Genomic DNA, 15,840 nt, shown 5'->3' with positions numbered 1-15,840 from the left:
CGAAAAAGGCCCGCTCGTTTCCGAGCGGGCCTTTTTCTTTGTCCGCAAGAGATGCGAACGACGAACGCTTACGGCGCCGGGCACCCCACGCCCGGAACGTACTCTCTCGTCATGGCCGCATCGCAGAACGTCCTGGCCTTCGCCTGGTTCACGACGCGCCCCGGGCCCGGGAGTCCGGCGGCGTTGTTGATGCCCGGGTTGGCCGTCGGCGGAATGCAGAACGTCGCTGCACCGATCGGCGCGGTCGTGCTCGGCGTACCCGTCGCGACGATCGGATCAGGCAGGCAGAGTCGCCGGTCACTGAGAGTGCATTGCCCGTAGTAGAACGCACCATCGGTGGGTTTGCCGCAGCCCCTGTTGTCAACATTCGGATCATCGGGGTTGCAGGGGATGAATCCCTTGCCGTTCGAGCGCAACAGCAGGTCGCAGAAGTGCTCGTCCGGCCCAGTCGTGCACACTCCGGTTCCGTCCGGCAACGCGGTACAGGCTCGGTTGTCGCACGCGTTCGGCTCAGGGAAGCCCCCCGCGCCTGACGATGTACATGCTCCGAAGCCGAGGGCCGCGCATTGCTCGTCGGTATTGCACGGGATGTCCTCGAGCGGATTGCCGTCGCATACGAGGCACGGGCACAGCGCGTCAATCCCGCCGCATGGCACATGCGAAGTGAGCGTCGACGTGCCGGTGGTCTGCGTCAGATCGATGACGAGACCCGTACCCGAGACGTTCTTTCCGGCACTCGGGAAACAGTCGAGACTGTACCCGCCGCCGGAATCGATACCGTCATTGTGAGCAGGGAACGTCGTGTTGGTGGCCGTTACGTCGCACGGAAGCTTGATGTTCTGTCCTGCCGTGCAAACCCCACCGCGCTGTCCGTCATTGGGAACCGGATCCATATGGGTACAGGTGCCGCCGCCTTTACAATCGAGGTCGCGATCGCAGGTCGCATCGGCATTGGTCGAACAGATCCCGCCGCACGTCGGACACGGATTGTTGTTGCCGGATTGTCCGAGGAACACCTGCGTTCTCAGACTCGCGGAAATCGACCCGGAACCAAGGTCGACGTTGGCTGTTCCGGAAACCGGTTTCGAGAAACGGTTGGACACGCACGCCGGCACTCCGCCCGACGAAAGCGGGAACGGTGCGCCGAAGTAGCACGCGCAATCGCCGAGCTCCGTGCAATCTCCTTGATGCCAGCAATCCTGGTTGGTCGAGCAGAAGATCGACTCGGTCCTGCACTGCGTCTTGCTCGGATTGCAGACGCCGGCCTGGCAATCGGCGTTCGAGGCGCAGACGTGCGTAGTGTCGTTTGAACATTTCTGCGACTGGCACTTTGCCGTCGCGTTGGCGCAGTCGGCGTTCGCTGTGCAACTTTTCGTCTGTTCGTTCGAGCATGACCTGAGCGGCAGGCACTTGCCGCCGGCGGAAATATTCGTGCAAACCGTGTCCGACGTGCAGACCGTAGTTGACGAGTTCGAGCAGACTCTGACCGTTTTGCCGCACTGCGGAGAGTCATCGAGACAGTCGGTCGTGGCGCTGCACGCCTGTGATTTCTTGTTACCGGAAGCTGCGTTGCACTCTTTGCATGCCGGTACGTTCTGCTGGAACGGCACGTCGCAGATCTGCTGGTTCCCGAGGCCCGGCAGGGTCTGGAATCCGAGGCTGCTGCAGCGGCAGTTGCCGGTCGAGGCGTCGACGTTGGTCACGTTGCAAAGACCGCAGGTCGGTCCGCTTCCGGGGCATGACAGGACGCCCGTTACGTGGACCTCGTTGTTGATGTCGGCATCGTACGCCGAACCGATCCATCCGCTGTCGAGCCGCGTGGCCGTTCTGCAACGGCCGAGCGACTGGTCGCAGGTGCCGACCGGGCAATCCGTATTCGTGGTGCAGTCGACTCCGATCTGCGAGTAGAGCACCAGCTCGCCCTTGACCGGGCAGACGCCGGCGCAGTCGCAATCGAGGCAGCCCTCACCCGCCGGGCAGAGTGCGTGATCGGTGCCGTCGCACTCTTCGCCTGGCTGCTTCTTGTTGTTTCCGCAGATGAAGCAGCTGTTCGGGCATGCGTCGGTGTCGACGGTATTGCCGTCGTCGCAATCCTCGCCGTTGGCGATGACGTCGGTGACGCCGTCGCCGCACTTCGGATTCTTGCAGGTCGTGCGGCACGCATTCGGCGTCGTGTCGGAGTTGTCGACGCCGTCGTCGCACTCTTCCGTGTTGGGGCAGCGGATGTTGTCGCCGCAGAACTCGGTGAGGCAGAGCGCGCTGCAGCCGTCGCAGTCGACGCTATTGTGGTCGTCGCACTCTTCGGCGCCCTCTTTGACACCATTGCCGCACGGACTGCCAAGTGTGCAATTGTTCTTGCAGTTGTCGGTATCGACGGTGTTCCCGTCGTCGCACGCTTCGGCACCGCCGGTCGAGCCGCTGGTGCATCCGGCGGCACTGCAGACGAATCCGTCTCCGCAGCGCGCGTTCATGCACGTTCCCACGCAGGTATCGGTATTGACCGTATTGCCGTCGTCACACTGTTCGGCGCCTTCTTTGGTGCCATTGTGGCACTCGGCGGGAATGTTGGTCGTGCACGTGTTCGAGCAGCTGTCGGTGTTGACGGAGTTCCCGTCATCACACTGTTCCACACCCGCGCGCACGAAGCCGTCGCCGCACCTGGCATTCTTGCAACCCGCCGTGCACGCGTCGGTGTTGACCGAGTTCGCGTCGTCGCACTCTTCGCTGCTGCTCTTGACGCCATCGCCGCAGACCGAGTTCTCAGGGAACGGAACGTTGACCCCGATGAGCGTCTGCGCGCGATTGGCAGCGAACAGGCATTTCTTGAGATCGAAGATCGTGAACTGGCCGCCGGTCGGATCGATGCAGCTCGACTGGTAGTCGAGATCGTCGATGTTGACGTCGGCGCACGCGGTCGGGATGGCGCCGAGAAGACGCACGTAGGCCTGGCCGATTTCGTTGTCGACGTCGGCGCTGCCGGTACCGGACCCGTACGGCTGGATCTCGTTGCGGCACTTGACGCTCTGGGCGATCACGCCGAAATCCTGCCCGAGAAGGCAGTCTTCGCGCGCGTCGACGCTTCCGATGAAACTGCGCATGGCGTTGCGCGCAGAGCCGTTGAGGCACTTGGCATCGCTTCCGCGGAAGAAGTGGTGAACCGGCGGGTAATAGAAATCGAGCAGCGACGTCAGCATCGCGTTGGTGCTGTCGACCACGCAGGTCTTGAAGTCTTCGGTATCGAACGTCCCGCCCGTCAGATCAGGACACGAGCCGGGAAACCCGAGCGCGGAAAGGTTGACGCCGCTGCAGTCGCGGCCGATGACGCTGAGCGCGTCTTCGGCCTTGCGCAGCCGCTTATCCATCGCGGTGTCGCCGCGGCCGGTCAGGCAGTTGGTGTCGGGCGGAAGCGATCCCAGGATGACGCGGGTCTCGCACTGGATGCGCGCCTTGAACAGCCGCTCGATGTAGCGGCGCTGGCCGGTGGAAAGATCCTCGCGGCAACGGTCGGAATCCGTGACGATCTGGGCGCTCGCCTCGGTGGCGGCCAGCGGCGAAAACATCGACAACATCGTCGCCACGGAGGCGACGAGTGCGAACGGGAGGCTTGCCACACGAGCACTTTTCGATTTCATAAGAAGGACCTTCCAGCCGGGGTCCGTACGAGCGAAGAAAGCATCGCTTCACCCCCTTGGCGATGTGGGACTATGCCCGGTTCGCGCGTGGCATGTCAACGCTACATATGCGGGAATGCAAGGGTTTCCGGAGCATAACGGTGCGCCGTCGCAACAGATATCGCGTTGACACCGGCGGCCTTGCATCGTAGGTCGTCGCGCGGATCGACTGACACGCAGCGTCGTCGCAGGCGCCGCTTTTCACACCTCAACGACGGTGCGAACACGCAGCGCCGCCGCTCGCGACGCGTTTTCGTTGCAAGGACAGGACCATGGGACCTCTTTCCGGAATCCGGGTGATCGAAATGGCGGGGCTCGCGCCCGCTCCGTATGCGGGAATGCTGCTCGCCGACTTCGGCGCGGACGTCGTCAGGGTCGACCGCAGCCCTACGATCGGGTCGCGGCCCGACGCCACCCGCGACTATCTGGCGCGCGGCAAGCGATCGATCGGGATCAACATGAAACACCCGCGCGGGGTCGAGACGCTGCTCGCGCTGCTCGACGCATCGGATGTCGTAATCGATCCGTTCCGGCCCGGCGTGATGGAGAAACTGGGGGCTGGACCCGATGTCGCCCTCGCCCGAAATCCCGGCCTGGTGTTCGCGCGGCTTACCGGCTGGGGACAGGACGGCCCGTATGCGTCGATGGCCGGACATGACATCGACTACATCGCAATCTCCGGCGCGCTCAGCCTGTTCGGCCGCCCGGGCGACAAGCCGCTGCCGCCGATCAACCTGCTCGGCGACTTTGCCGGCGGCGGCATGCTGTGCGCGCTCGGCATCGTGCTTGCGCTGTTCGAGCGCAGCCGTTCGGGCAAGGGCCAGGTCATCGATTCGGCGATGGTCGACGGCGCCGCACACCTGACGTCGTTCCTGTTCGGCTTCTTCCACGCGGGCTTCTGGTCGAAGGAGCGCGGAACCAACCTGCTCGATACCGGCGCGCCGTTTTACGACACGTACCGCACGGCCGACGGCGAGTTCATGGCGGTCGGCGCGATCGAGCCGCAGTTCTACGCGAAGCTTCTCGAAGGGCTCGGCCTCGATGCCGACTCGCTGCCTCATCAGATGGATCGCGGCGCGTGGGCCGCGACGCGCGAGCTGTTCACGAAGACGTTCGCGACCAGGACCCGCGCGGAGTGGTCGGCGATCTTCGACGGCACCGATGCGTGCGTGGCGCCGGTGCTCGGGCTCGACGAAGCGGCCGAGCATCCGGCCAACGTCGCGCGCAACGTGTTCGTCGACGGCATCGGCGGCAAGAAGATGCCGGCGCCGGCGCCGCGTCTTTCGCGTACGCCGGGCAGCGGTGCAACGCATGCGCCGCTGCCCGGCGCGCATACCGACGAAGTTCTGGCATCGGCCGGCCTTGCGACCGACACCATCGCCGAGCTGCGAGGCCTCGGCGCGGTCGGCTGAGGAGTAAGCAATGGTACGCATCGACGTGCGATATGAAGGCGGGCTTCACTGCAGCGCGGTTCACGAACCATCGGGCAGCACGCTCGCGACGGATGCGCCGGTCGACAACCAGGGACGCGGCGAGTCGTTCTCGCCGACGGACCTGGTCGCGACTGCGCTCGGCACCTGCATGGCAACGATCATGGGAATCGTCGCCGACCGTCACGGGTGGAACATCGACGGCACGAGCATGCGGATCGCCAAGGAGATGACGACCGACGGCCCGCGCCGCATCCGCCAGCTCGGCGTCGTCGTCGATTCTCCCGCGGCGCTCGATGATGAAGCGCGGCGCACGCTGGAGAACGCGGCGCACACCTGCCCGGTGCGGCTCAGCATCCTTCCGGCGATCGACGTGCCGGTCGAGTTTCACTGGGGGAAGCGCTGACGGCAGCGCCCCCGCGCAACCCGGCGGATGGCTTTCGCTACAGCCCGAGATCCTCGGGTTTTATCTCCGAATACGCGCCGATGACGAGATCCGCCGCGTCGTAGACCGCACGATCCATGGCGTCGTCCGGAATGGCAACGACCTGCATGCGCGCCGCATGCGCGGCGTCGAGCCCGGCGGGCGCATCCTCGAACACCACGCAGTCTTCTGCGCGTATGCCGAGATCTTCCGCCGCGACGAGGAAGACGTCGGGCGCAGGCTTGCCCTTCTTCACGCGCGGATCGTCGCCGACCACGACGGCGCCGAACAGCGAGAACCAGTCGCGATGCTGCGACGTCTTGAGCTCGAACAGATCGCGCTCGCTGCTGGTCGCGACCGCGATCGGTACGCGTCGCGCCGCGAGCGCGCGCGTGAATGCCTCGGCGCCGGGTTTTTCGAGAGACGTCGGAAAGAGCTCGGCCAGCCGCAGCGCACGCCTCGCGAGGTATTCCTCGGGCGTGATCGGCAGCGACAGTGCATCGACGAGGTAGCAGGCGGACTCGAACGACGGGCGCCCGATCATGTTGCGCTTGACCGACCAGTCGAACGTCTTGCCGTACTGGCTGCAGATCTCGACGCTGACTTCGGTGTAGAAGTGCTCGGTGTCGAGCAGGACGCCGTCGAGGTCGAAGATCACGCAGCGTGCAGGACGGGGCAGTTTCAACGCATCACCTCGGCAGACGGATTGGGGAATGACTTCGCTGGTCGGAACAGAAGAGCAGCCCGGCGGTCAGGAATCGCTCGGACGCGACGCATCGAGACCGAGCTCGGCTTCGATGGTCTTGAAGCGGAGGATCTCCGCAAGGCGCTGCTCGCGATCCTCGACGGTCGGGCATTCGAGCAGGCTCTGCTTTTCGAGAACGTCGAGCGGAAGGCTTGCCGACAGCGCGTTGGTCATGACCAGCAGGTCGATCTTCTCGAAAAGCTTTTCGACCGTGTCTTCTTCGCCCGACGCGGCCCGGACGAGATCGCGCACGCAATCGTGGAGCTCGTCGCGCCAGCCGCGAACCTTGTCCATCGGCGGCGGCCCTTCGTAAAGCGCCTGCGCTTCGACGACGCGATACGGCTCATCGACGTCGAGCTCGCGGCGGATGCGGAACTTGACCATGCCCTTGAGCACGACGAGCGAGCGTCCGTCGGCAAACGGCTTGTGCTCGACGATCGTTCCGGCGCATCCGATCGGATACACGCTCGGCCGCGGCTCGGCCTGGGGATCCTTGAGCAGCACCATCCCGATCAGGCGGTCGCTCGCGAGCGAATCGGCGAGCATCTTGCGGTAGCGAGGCTCGAAGATGTGCAGCGGCAGCAGCGTATCGGGGAACAGCACCACTTCGCTCAGTGGAAAGATGCGGATGTGCTGCGGCAGCGGGATCACGCGAGTTCCTCGCAGCCAACGTAGCAGCCTTGGCGGCTCGCTCAAACCAGCTTACGCAGCGAAGTGCGCAGAACCGGCGGGTTGAGCGAGTGTTCGCCCGGACGCGTCGCGCGCGAGATAACGAACGGAGTTCACACTTCTGAGGTGTGACAGAGACGCAGCATTCCGTCTCGGCGCGACCACTGCGACTCAGCGCGACCAGCCGGTGACGAGCCCGCAGAGCGCGATCGTCTCGAACAAGCGCGACACGTCGGCGGCGGAAAACTCCGGATCTACGGTAGCCGCCTCGTCAAGAGCTTCGTCGATCGAGACTCCGCGAGCGAGCGCTTCGAGCGTGACGAATGCGCTGCGGCCGATCTCCTCGAGCACGACATCCGTGCCGCGCTTGCACATCACGATCCACTGCGGCCGGTCGATGTCGAGCTGCGGCGGCTCCGCATCGTCCGGGTCGTGGCGATGGCCGAAAAGATCGCGCACCGCGTGCCCGCACGCCATCAGTCGGACGGCGCTGCCGAAATGAAGACGAACGCCGGTGAGATCGCCGATCGCCGCCAGCGCGGCGGCATCGAGCGGCTCGTGCGCGGGCGCGTGAAACAGGTCGTGAAACGCGAGCTCGAAGCGGGCGAGCTCCGGCAGGAACACGGCGTCGGCTGCCTCCGGCGTGGTTGCGAGGAACTCGGCAAATTCCCGGCCGTACTCGGACAGGTTGTACGACGTCGACGGATGCGTGCGGATGTATGCAGCGCACAGCAAGAAAAAAGTCTCGTCGCCGAGCGCGCGCCAGATCGTCCTGTACGTCTCGCCGAGCTGCTCGGTCAGGCGTGCAAAGTATCCGTTGCGATACACGGCAAGCGCAGCAGCCGCGTCGAGCGTTCCGCCGGGAATCACGCCGGCAAGAAGATCGTCGGGCCAGATGCCGTCGGCGGAGGAGACGGCGCGCGCGAACGCTGCCTGCCGGAGCGAGAGAGCGGGAATGTCGTCGCGCGAATGCATCGGCGGCTCAGGCTGCCGCGATTTCGGCGGCGGATCCTGGGGCGGCATCGCGGTGGGCAAGCCGTTTCGCATCGGATGCGCGCTTCGCCGCCTGTTGAGCTTCCGCTTCCAGCCGTTCGAACGGAGGAATTTCGGCGTCCCATTCGATCAGCACCGGAACGCCCGGAAGACGCACGATCGTTTCGGCGAACAGGTCCCAGACATCGTCGCAGACCGGCGCCGAATGCGTGTCGAACAGATGCGTGCCGCAATCGGTATGCCCGGCAAGATGGACCTGGGCAACGAGATCGGCGGGGATCGCTCCGAGATATTCGCGCGCATCGAAGCCGTGGTTGCGCGCGCTCACGTAGACGTTGTTGATGTCGAGCAGGATCCTGCAGCCCGACCTTCGCGCAACCTCGACGAGGAATTCCTGTTCGCTTCGCGTCGACGACGCCCAGGTCAGGTAGCTCGACACGTTCTCGAGCACGATCGAACGCCCGAGCGCCTGTTGCACCTCGTCGACCTGCGACGTGATCCAGTCGAGCGCCTCATCGGTAAACGGCGTCGGAAGAAGGTCGTGCACGTTGCCGCCCGGAACGCCGGTCCAGCACAGATGATCGGAGACGATCATCGGATCGATGCGGCGAACGAGCTCCCTCAGACGCGAAAGGTATCGCGTCCGCTGCTCGCCGAACGCTTCCTGCAGGACGGCATTGCCGTGCGGCGGCTTGTAGCCGATCGACAGCGAGACGCCGTGCAGCGCAACGGGAAAGCTCGAGCGGATTTTTTCGAGGACGGCGAGAGGGCGGCCGGCGGTGTCCATGTAGTTTTCCGAGATGGCCTCGAACCACTGGACCGTGGTTCGAGGCCTCTCGAGCAGATGCGGGTAGTGTTCGGACCGGAGCCCGACTCCCACCGCATTTTCTACAGTCTGCTGCACTGGGCGCGGTTACTCCGTGAACTTGCCGCCTTTCGCGTCGCACTCGGCCTTGGTCATCTTGACCCAGCCCTTGCCCTTGCACGAATTCTTGCCGGCGCAGCTGTTGTCGGCCGTGTTGCAGGCGCTGGTTCCCTTGCACGAATTGACGCCGTGACATTCGCCGGTCTTGCCGGTGGCCGCACCGGCGGCTGCCTTCTCTTCCGCCGAGGAAGCCGTGATCGTCGCCGCCAGCATCAGGCCGCCGAGCGCGGCGGTCATCAGGGTCTTGTTGGTCTTGGTCATGAGTGAGTCTCCTTCGGTCGGTTGCGGCGTCCGGCTGTGCCGGCCGCATGTTGTTTTTTTTGAGATCGGCACCGACGAGCCTTCCGACGCCGACCGGGGCCAGCGGTTACGCCGGCGCTTGCGAAAATCAACGCTAGGCGAAGGTGAACCGCGAAATGGCCGGGAAACGTCCGGCGACGTCCGGCGACGTCCGAAAGGAAGGATGGGGACGGGCCTGCGCCGCGCAGACCCGCTCCCCGGCAGGGGCCGCGCTGGGTCAACAGGCGGGACAGTCGAGCGGGGTTTCGATTCCGACTGCCGCACGCAGGATGCCCAGCGCATCGCTGGCCCCCACCGATCCGCTCGCGTTGATGTCACAGACGCAATCGTCGCACTGAAGCAGGCCGACCCCGGCCTTGAGAGCGGCCAGCGCATCCGATGCGGCGGGCACTTCGCCGTCGGTGATCGGAAATCCGCAGCGGTCTCCGCCGAGGATGAGCGTGGTCGTGGTGGTGTCGGGAAGCGTCGTCGTCGTCGTGATGGTCGGCAACTCGCCGGGACACTCGACATTGGTCACAGCGACGACTGGCAGCGGAGCGATCTGCGTATCGTCTCCGTCGCGGCCTGCGTTGGTGACCGTGACGAAGAAATCCGACGGCTCCGGCTTCGTGGTGTCGTAGAGGATCTGGCAGCCGGCCAGCGGTACCGGAGCCGAAAAATGCGTCAGCCGGATGAGCGCTACCTTGAGATGGCCGGCATCGTCATCGTGAAATACGGCGAAGGCCTGGCCCGGCAGCGCTCGCGCACAGACCGGATTGGTCTGCGTGCCCGAGACGTCGCCGCCGACGGCCGTGTAGTTGACGGTGAAATCGAGGTTGTTGACCTCGCTTCCGGACGTCATCGAGATCGTGAAAACGCAGGACTTATCCGGCGCGGCGATCGCATCGGGGGCTCCCACGTTGATTGTGGCAAGCGCGGCAACGGCAAGACCGGTCAGCAGAACACGCATTCGCAGGGCCTCCAGAGTGCCGGACTGTAACACGCACGGTCTGCGTAAACATCTGACTTTCTGCTGTCGCGTCGCATCACGGCTCACCAAAAACGTGCAATTTTTTTCGGATCGGCGAGGCGATGCGCAGCGTCGACCGGACACACGATTGCATCGCGCTTTCCCATAAGCCCGTGCGCCGGATCAACCCGACGCTTTCACGCGATCGAGGCAGCCCTGCGGTTTCGGGTTTTCCGCGGATAGCAGGGGCGTTATGCTCCGCGGGCAGGCTCCCGGAATGCTTCTGGCAATTGCACAACACGGCAACTTCCTGACGACCTGGCTCACGCTTACCGCCCTCACCTTCGTGCTGATGATGATCATGTCGGGCGCGCTGTTTGCCCGCTATTACTATCGGCCGTCGTTCGAGACGTGGCAGCGAAAGTCGAATCCGGTCTATCCCAGGCCAGCGATGGTGCGGCGCGAAGTGCTTCAGATGCTCAAGGGCGTCTACACGGCAGCGCTGTGCCCGGCGATCGCGCTGCACCTCGTCGATTCGGGATGGTCGAAGGCGTACGCGGGGCTCGGCGGCTACAGCGCAGGCTATCTCGCGTTCACGTTCTTTGTCGTGTGGATAGGATCCGACTTCTACGAATTCGCCTACCACCGCCTCGGCCATATGGCCGGCTTCTGGTGGAAGCAGCACAAGAGCCACCACGTGTTCTTCAATCCGTCGCCGTTTGCGGTGATCGCCGACGATCACGTCGACCAGTTCATTCGCGCGGCGCCGCTGCTGTTCCTGCCGATGCTCATGCCGGTGAACATGGACGTCCTGTTCCTTACATACGGCGCGTTCTTCTATGCCTACGGCGTCTACCTGCACTGGGGCTTCGAGAGCCGCTGGCCGGACGCTCATCACCGGTGGATCAACACGGCGTTTCAGCACTACGTGCATCACGCCAGGTCTACCCTGCACAAGCCGATCCATACCGGCTTCTTCCTCAAGGTGTGGGACCAGCTCTTCGGCAGCGTGTACGAGGCAGGGCCTGCGACCTGTCTTTGCTGCAAGTGCTCGACGGCGCGCGGCGAGCGCACTCGTGCTGCGTACGAAGCGATCGACAAGCCCGACTACTCGGTCCTGCTCCAGCCTTCGTTCTGGTGGCACGGCGAGAGCCGTACGGATAGCCGATCTGCCGGGATGGGAATGAAATGGCGGAGAGGGTGGGATTCGAACCCACGGTCCCTCTCGGGACACACGATTTCGAGTCGTGCGCCTTCAACCGGACTCGGCCACCTCTCCTCTGTTAGGCCTCTGGAAGACCGCGAGTTGTAGCGCGGCTGCCTTCCGGTGCAACCTCTGTCCATCTGGCGCCGCTGCAAGATGCCGGATCATTCCGACCGGCGGCGCTGAAAGAATGTGCGCAGCAACTCGGCGGATTCTCGGGCCAGAGGACCTTCGCTCGACGCGAAGCGATGATTCAGGCGCACGTCGCTTCCGATCGAATACAGCGAGACGGCCGCGCCGGCTTTCGGATCACGCGTCGCGAACACCAGGCGCTCGACACGGGCCTGGATCATCGCGCCCATGCACATCGAGCATGGTTCGAGAGTCACGTAGAGCGTTCCGCCTACTCGATGATCGCCAGTGGCCAGTGCGGCGGCACGCAGTGCGATGATCTCGGCGTGAGCGGTCGGGTCGGTATCGACGATGGTGCGGTTGTGGCCGCGCGCGAGCACCGCGCCGTCACGGACGAGGACCGCACCGACCGGAACTTCGTCCACGCCGTCGGCGCGGCGCGCTTCCAGCATTGCCTGCTGCATCCATCCTGCGTCGCTGCCGTCCCGGCAGTCCGCGCTCACGGTGTGTTCGCGCCCCTTGGCTGAGCATTGGTTCCCATGTGCGGCATGACCGGCGGACGAGGAGACAGAGGCGGCCGGCTGGCCATCGACCTCGGCGGCGCTGCGCCGATCGGATGCGGCGGCGCGCCGAACGTTTTCGGCGGCGGCGGAGTCACCGGCTTGTCTTCCGGCTTGGTGATCGGCACCTGCGGCTCGAGGCCGTTCTGCACGAGAGGACCGGCCCTTCGCGTCGTCGTGTTCGGCGCCGGCATTTTCTTGACCACCGGCGGCGGTGGCGGCTCGGCAGTCGCAGGCTTCGCTTTCGCCTGCGGACCTTTGGCTACCGGCTTCGCAGGCCGGGCCGGCGCCTCGGCGCGCGGCGCGCTGGCGGGCGCAACCGAAGCGATCTCTTCGATGGTCTGAACCTGCGGGCTTGGCCACACGAGCGCGACGATTCCCACGAGCGTCGCGAAAATCATCAGAATGTACGCCCAGCTTCGATACATCGTGCGGCGGAGGCTACTCCCGGACGGCCGAATTGCAACGCGCGAGCGCGCTCACATTCGGCCGCCGGGCGGTAGAGATGCGATCAGGGCGCGGCCGGACAGAGCAATGCCACGACCTGTCCGACTGCCACTTTCAGAATTCGCAGTGCGTCGCCGGCCGCAACCTTGCCGCTGCCGTCGACGTCGCAGACCTGAAGCGTGCACTTGAGCTGCGGATTGACGGCGGCCTTGAGCACATACAGCGCATCGCTCGACTTCAGCGCCGTGCTGGTGTCGGACATTTTGCCGCACGGGATCAGCGCGCACGCGACGCCGCAGTATTCACCCTGCACGTAGCTCGCGTTTCCGTCGTCGCATGCTTCATCCGACGTCCTCACGCCGTCGCCGCAAACCGCGCATCCCTGGACCGGAGTGCCCTGGCATTCCTTCGCGACACAGCCGTCGTTCTCGGTGCATGCGTCGTTGTCGTCGCAGGGTTCCGCGTTGGCCACGCCCGTACATCCGGTCCCCGGCGCGCAGACGTCGTTGGTGCACGGATTCTGGTCGTTGCACTGGTTGTCGTTGCCGATGTTGACACAGTTACCGGTCACCGGATTGCAGGAATCGGACGTGCACGCGATCGAGTCGTCGCAGGTCTTGGCCGAGTGCTGGCACGTGCCGCCGTTGAGCGCCGTGTTGCAGGTGTCCGTCGAGCAGTTGTCGTTGTCCGAGCACAGCGGAACGGTCGGATATCCGGGAGCGGCCGTCTGCTGCACGCACTTTGCGTTCTGGCACGTGCTCGTGCACGCGTCGCCATCGGCAGTATTGCCGTCATCGCAGGTCTCGCCCTGGTCGATCTCGTTGTTGCCGCAGATCGGGCAGCCGGTCAGCTGCTCGTTGACGATCTTGATCGGCGCCGGCGTGACCGTGCCCTGGATGACCGGCGGCTTCGCGGGCGAGCGGTATTCGAGCTCGTTCTTTCCGGATACGCCGGTCGTCATCTTGCTGCCGGCCAGCAGCTTCATGCTTTCGCGCGAGAGCAGCTTGTTCTCGCCGTTCGCGGCCGTGGACGTGATCTTGCCCGTACCTGTAAGCGTGACGCGGCAGGCGTCGACTTCGTGATTTCCTCCGTTCAGGCTCGTGATGACGAGCGAACCGGAGACCGACGTGTCGGCGCTCGAATAGAGGAACGTCGAGCCGCCGGCGCCGCCGTTGCTGCCGGTCACGTCGGCAATGCCGGCGAAGTCGGTGTTGCCGGTGCTCTCGAGCCCCATGTCTCCGCCGCCCGAATCGCCGCCGGTCAGGTCGATCGTCGCCGTCGAGGATACTTTCGCGGTGCCGTCGGCGAAGATGTCGAGCTGGCCGCCCTGGCCGTGCACGCCTTCGGCCTTCGCGATCATGCCGCCGTCGAGGACGAGGTTGCGTCCGACGTCGAACGAAAAGTCCGAGCCGTAGCCGTTCGGGCTCGCGCCGTTTCCGGTCATTCGCGTGTTCACGTTCATGGACAGATCGCGACCAGTCGAGAAGTCCTGGCTGCCGCCGTCGCCGGCGGAGTTGTCGGCGCTCGTATGGCCGCTCGTCTCGATCTTGGTCCTGCTGAGCGCGGAAGCGCCCGTGAAGAACATGTCGCGCTCGGCATGAAGCAGCAGCTCGCCGCCGTAGCCTTCGCCGGAATTCGCGTTGGCGAGCAGGCTCCTGTTGATGAATGCATCGCGGTCGGCGTTGATCTCGACCGAGCCGCCGTCGAAATCACCGCCGGTGACGTCGATGTCCGCGGCAACGGTGACGTCGGTCCCGCCATCGAGCTCGACCGAGCCGCCCTGACCGTCACCGCCGGAGTCGGCCACAATGTTGCCGGTCACGGTCACAGCGCCGGACATCGCTTCGACCGTGATGTCGCCGCCGTCGGAGTCGAACGCGCTGCCGGTAAGATTGACGCTCTTGGAAATCGAGATGTTGTCGGCCGCCCGCATCGTGATCGATGCCGGGAAGTCCGAGTTGCCGACGATCGCTCCGCCCATCGAAATCGATGCCGTGCCGATCGTGCAGTCGCCGAACTCGCAGTCGGTATTGGAGGAGCACGATACCGGATTGAAATCGCGGTTCCTGCACTGAAGCTGCGCAGGGCATGTTCCGAAATTGCAATCCGTGTTGCTCGTACAGCGCGTGAAGATCTTGGTGTTGTTGCAGCGCCGGTTGACGCACGCACCCACGCAATCGGTATCGCCGAGGCAATGCTGCGTCGCCCTTCCGGTGCAGCGCCGCGTATCGCACGCGCCGAGCTGGCAGTCCGCAAGGTTCACGCACGGAACCGGTCCGGCGTTGCAGAGCCGCCGCGCATCGATGTGAATCGATCCGCTGTCGCTGCCGCTGGTGCCGATTCCGTTCGCGTCGATGGCCGTGCCCGCCGTCGACACATTGAGTGGCCCCGAGAGAATCGAGCCGCTGTTGACGTCGAAATTGAACTGTCCGGCGCCGTTCACGTTGACCGTCGACGTCTTGAAGTCGAGGATCGCGCCGGGAGTAATGTCGTACTGCTGCGTCACGTTGCAGACGGCCGGCAGTGCGCACGTCGCGCCGCCCGTGCAGTCCGCGTCCTTGTGACAGACGGCGGCGTTGTTCGTGCACGTGCCGGGGCAGATGTCTCCGGCAAACGTCGCCGGCACGCCGGCGTGTGCCGATGCGGTCGCCATCAGTACGAAAGCCGCCGAGAGCCATCCTGAGAAAAGCGCGCCTGAAAGAACCGCCTTCATCGTCTTCTCCGATCCCTTTCTCTCGTGCATGCGCGGCATCATTTCGCTGCTCCCGCGCGGCCCGAGACTTCGCCGCTCGCATTTCCGGACGACGTCACGCCCGAAAGCTCGTGATCCGCCCCGTTGGCGCGCAGACCGACACCGCCGTTGCCCGACGACTCGACGCCGGCAAGCTCGTTGCCGCGGCCTCCGACCGTCGTACCGTTGCGGCGATTGCCGGACGTCTCGGCGCGGACTGCTGCGCCGGTGCCGCGCACCTGAAGACCGTCGCGGAGATTTCCCTTGGAGACGACTCCGGAGACTTCGTTGCCGTGTCCGGAGACGACAACGCCGTCGCGTCCGTTCGCGTGGCTGGTCACGTCGCGGACGACGACTCCGCTGGTGCGGATCTGAAGGCCGTCCCGGTGGTTGTCGTGAACATCGATGTTGCTGATCTCGGTGAGCAGGGTTCGACCCGAGGCCTTGATGCCGGTTCCGAAGCGCAGGATCTCGGCCCTTGCCCCGTGATCCTCGCCTCCGCCGACGATGGCCGAGCCGAGCTTGCCGCCGCGCAGCACCTTGATGCCCACGCCATTGCCGGTGCCAACGAGCGGAAGGCCACCCAGGTTGAGCGTGATTCCTTTCGAGTCGCTCGGCGGGAACAGAATCAGCGCGTCACCCGAGCAGGGCGCCGAGACT

14 protein-coding genes and 1 tRNA gene are annotated in these 15,840 nt (G+C 64.9%); 2 read left to right on the top strand and 13 right to left on the bottom strand.

All coding sequences use genetic code 11. The annotated features are described in order from the left end of the window. Positions 1 to 68: 68 nt before the first annotated feature. Positions 69 to 3,560: a DUF4215 domain-containing protein gene (locus VN634_10255; protein ID HXC51254.1), complete on the bottom strand. Its 3,492-nt coding sequence runs from the start codon at positions 3,558 to 3,560 to the stop codon at positions 69 to 71. A gap of 383 nt (positions 3,561 to 3,943) precedes the next feature. Between VN634_10255 and VN634_10250 the strand changes: the two genes are divergently transcribed. Both VN634_10250 and VN634_10245 read left to right on the top strand, forming a co-directional pair. Then, positions 3,944 to 5,083 carry a CaiB/BaiF CoA-transferase family protein gene (locus VN634_10250; GenBank protein ID HXC51253.1) on the top strand — a complete coding sequence of 380 codons (1,140 nt, stop codon included), beginning with the start codon at positions 3,944 to 3,946 and terminating at the stop codon, positions 5,081 to 5,083. A 10-nt stretch (positions 5,084 to 5,093) separates the two neighbouring features. Then, positions 5,094 to 5,507: an OsmC family protein gene (locus VN634_10245; GenBank protein HXC51252.1), complete on the top strand. Its 414-nt coding sequence runs from the start codon at positions 5,094 to 5,096 to the stop codon at positions 5,505 to 5,507. Between the two features lie 37 nt (positions 5,508 to 5,544). Here the strand turns inward: VN634_10245 and VN634_10240 are convergent, their stop codons facing one another. From VN634_10240 to VN634_10185, 12 genes are all read right to left on the bottom strand, one after another. Next, complete coding sequence (locus VN634_10240) at positions 5,545 to 6,210, bottom strand: HAD-IA family hydrolase (GenBank protein ID HXC51251.1); 666 nt, start codon at positions 6,208 to 6,210, stop codon at positions 5,545 to 5,547. Between the two features lie 66 nt (positions 6,211 to 6,276). Continuing rightward, positions 6,277 to 6,921, bottom strand: coding sequence for an LON peptidase substrate-binding domain-containing protein (locus tag VN634_10235; protein HXC51250.1), 645 nt, complete (start codon positions 6,919 to 6,921; stop codon positions 6,277 to 6,279). Positions 6,922 to 7,110: 189 nt separating this feature from the next. Then, the gene (locus VN634_10230; protein ID HXC51249.1) at positions 7,111 to 7,914 is read right to left on the bottom strand and encodes a DNA-binding domain-containing protein; all 804 of its coding nucleotides are present in this window, start codon (positions 7,912 to 7,914) and stop codon (positions 7,111 to 7,113) included. 7 nt (positions 7,915 to 7,921) lie between these two features. Then, complete coding sequence (locus VN634_10225) at positions 7,922 to 8,812, bottom strand: DUF692 domain-containing protein (protein HXC51248.1); 891 nt, start codon at positions 8,810 to 8,812, stop codon at positions 7,922 to 7,924. Positions 8,813 to 8,845: 33 nt separating this feature from the next. After that, entirely contained in the window at positions 8,846 to 9,118 is a 273-nt protein-coding gene (locus VN634_10220) for a hypothetical protein (protein ID HXC51247.1), read from the bottom strand. Between the two features lie 256 nt (positions 9,119 to 9,374). Continuing rightward, positions 9,375 to 10,106, bottom strand: a complete 732-nt coding sequence (locus VN634_10215) for a hypothetical protein (GenBank protein HXC51246.1) — start codon at positions 10,104 to 10,106, stop codon at positions 9,375 to 9,377. Between the two features lie 76 nt (positions 10,107 to 10,182). Further along, positions 10,183 to 11,073 (bottom strand): hypothetical protein, encoded by an 891-nt coding sequence (locus VN634_10210; GenBank protein ID HXC51245.1) that lies wholly within the window; start codon positions 11,071 to 11,073, stop codon positions 10,183 to 10,185. A gap of 222 nt (positions 11,074 to 11,295) precedes the next feature. Next, positions 11,296 to 11,385 (bottom strand) — tRNA-Ser (locus VN634_10205). A gap of 89 nt (positions 11,386 to 11,474) precedes the next feature. After that, on the bottom strand, positions 11,475 to 11,945 hold the full coding sequence (tadA, locus tag VN634_10200; protein ID HXC51244.1) for a tRNA adenosine(34) deaminase TadA: 471 nt from the start codon (positions 11,943 to 11,945) through the stop codon (positions 11,475 to 11,477). Further along, positions 11,942 to 12,403: a hypothetical protein gene (locus VN634_10195; GenBank protein HXC51243.1), complete on the bottom strand. Its 462-nt coding sequence runs from the start codon at positions 12,401 to 12,403 to the stop codon at positions 11,942 to 11,944. Before VN634_10195 ends, tadA begins: the two co-directional genes overlap by 4 nt. Positions 12,404 to 12,513: 110 nt before the next feature. Then, on the bottom strand, positions 12,514 to 15,192 hold the full coding sequence (locus VN634_10190) for a hypothetical protein (protein HXC51242.1): 2,679 nt from the start codon (positions 15,190 to 15,192) through the stop codon (positions 12,514 to 12,516). An 8-nt stretch (positions 15,193 to 15,200) separates the two neighbouring features. Beyond that, positions 15,201 to 15,840: hypothetical protein (locus tag VN634_10185; GenBank protein ID HXC51241.1), on the bottom strand; the 640-nt coding region annotated here is incomplete at its 5' end.

The organism is Candidatus Limnocylindrales bacterium, from assembly GCA_035571835.1.
Lineage (GTDB): Bacteria > Desulfobacterota > Binatia > UBA1149 > CAITLU01 > DATNBU01.
This window is presented reverse-complemented; position numbering and strand designations above follow the sequence as displayed.

Bases quoted from the DNA above. Each gene is read 5' to 3' on its own strand.
- VN634_10255 (HXC51254.1), bottom strand. From the start codon at position 3,560: ATGTTTTCGCCGCTGGCCGCCACCGAGGCGAGCGCCCAGATCGTCACG.
- VN634_10250 (HXC51253.1), top strand. From the start codon at position 3,944: ATGGGACCTCTTTCCGGAATCCGGGTGATCGAAATGGCGGGGCTCGCG.
- VN634_10245 (HXC51252.1), top strand. From the start codon at position 5,094: ATGGTACGCATCGACGTGCGATATGAAGGCGGGCTTCACTGCAGCGCG.
- VN634_10230 (HXC51249.1), bottom strand. From the start codon at position 7,914: ATGCATTCGCGCGACGACATTCCCGCTCTCTCGCTCCGGCAGGCAGCG.
- VN634_10220 (HXC51247.1), bottom strand. From the start codon at position 9,118: ATGACCAAGACCAACAAGACCCTGATGACCGCCGCGCTCGGCGGCCTG.
- VN634_10215 (HXC51246.1), bottom strand. From the start codon at position 10,106: ATGCGTGTTCTGCTGACCGGTCTTGCCGTTGCCGCGCTTGCCACAATC.
- VN634_10210 (HXC51245.1), bottom strand. From the start codon at position 11,073: ATGGATCGGCTTGTGCAGGGTAGACCTGGCGTGATGCACGTAGTGCTG.
- VN634_10195 (HXC51243.1), bottom strand. From the start codon at position 12,403: ATGATTTTCGCGACGCTCGTGGGAATCGTCGCGCTCGTGTGGCCAAGC.
- VN634_10190 (HXC51242.1), bottom strand. From the start codon at position 15,192: ATGCACGAGAGAAAGGGATCGGAGAAGACGATGAAGGCGGTTCTTTCA.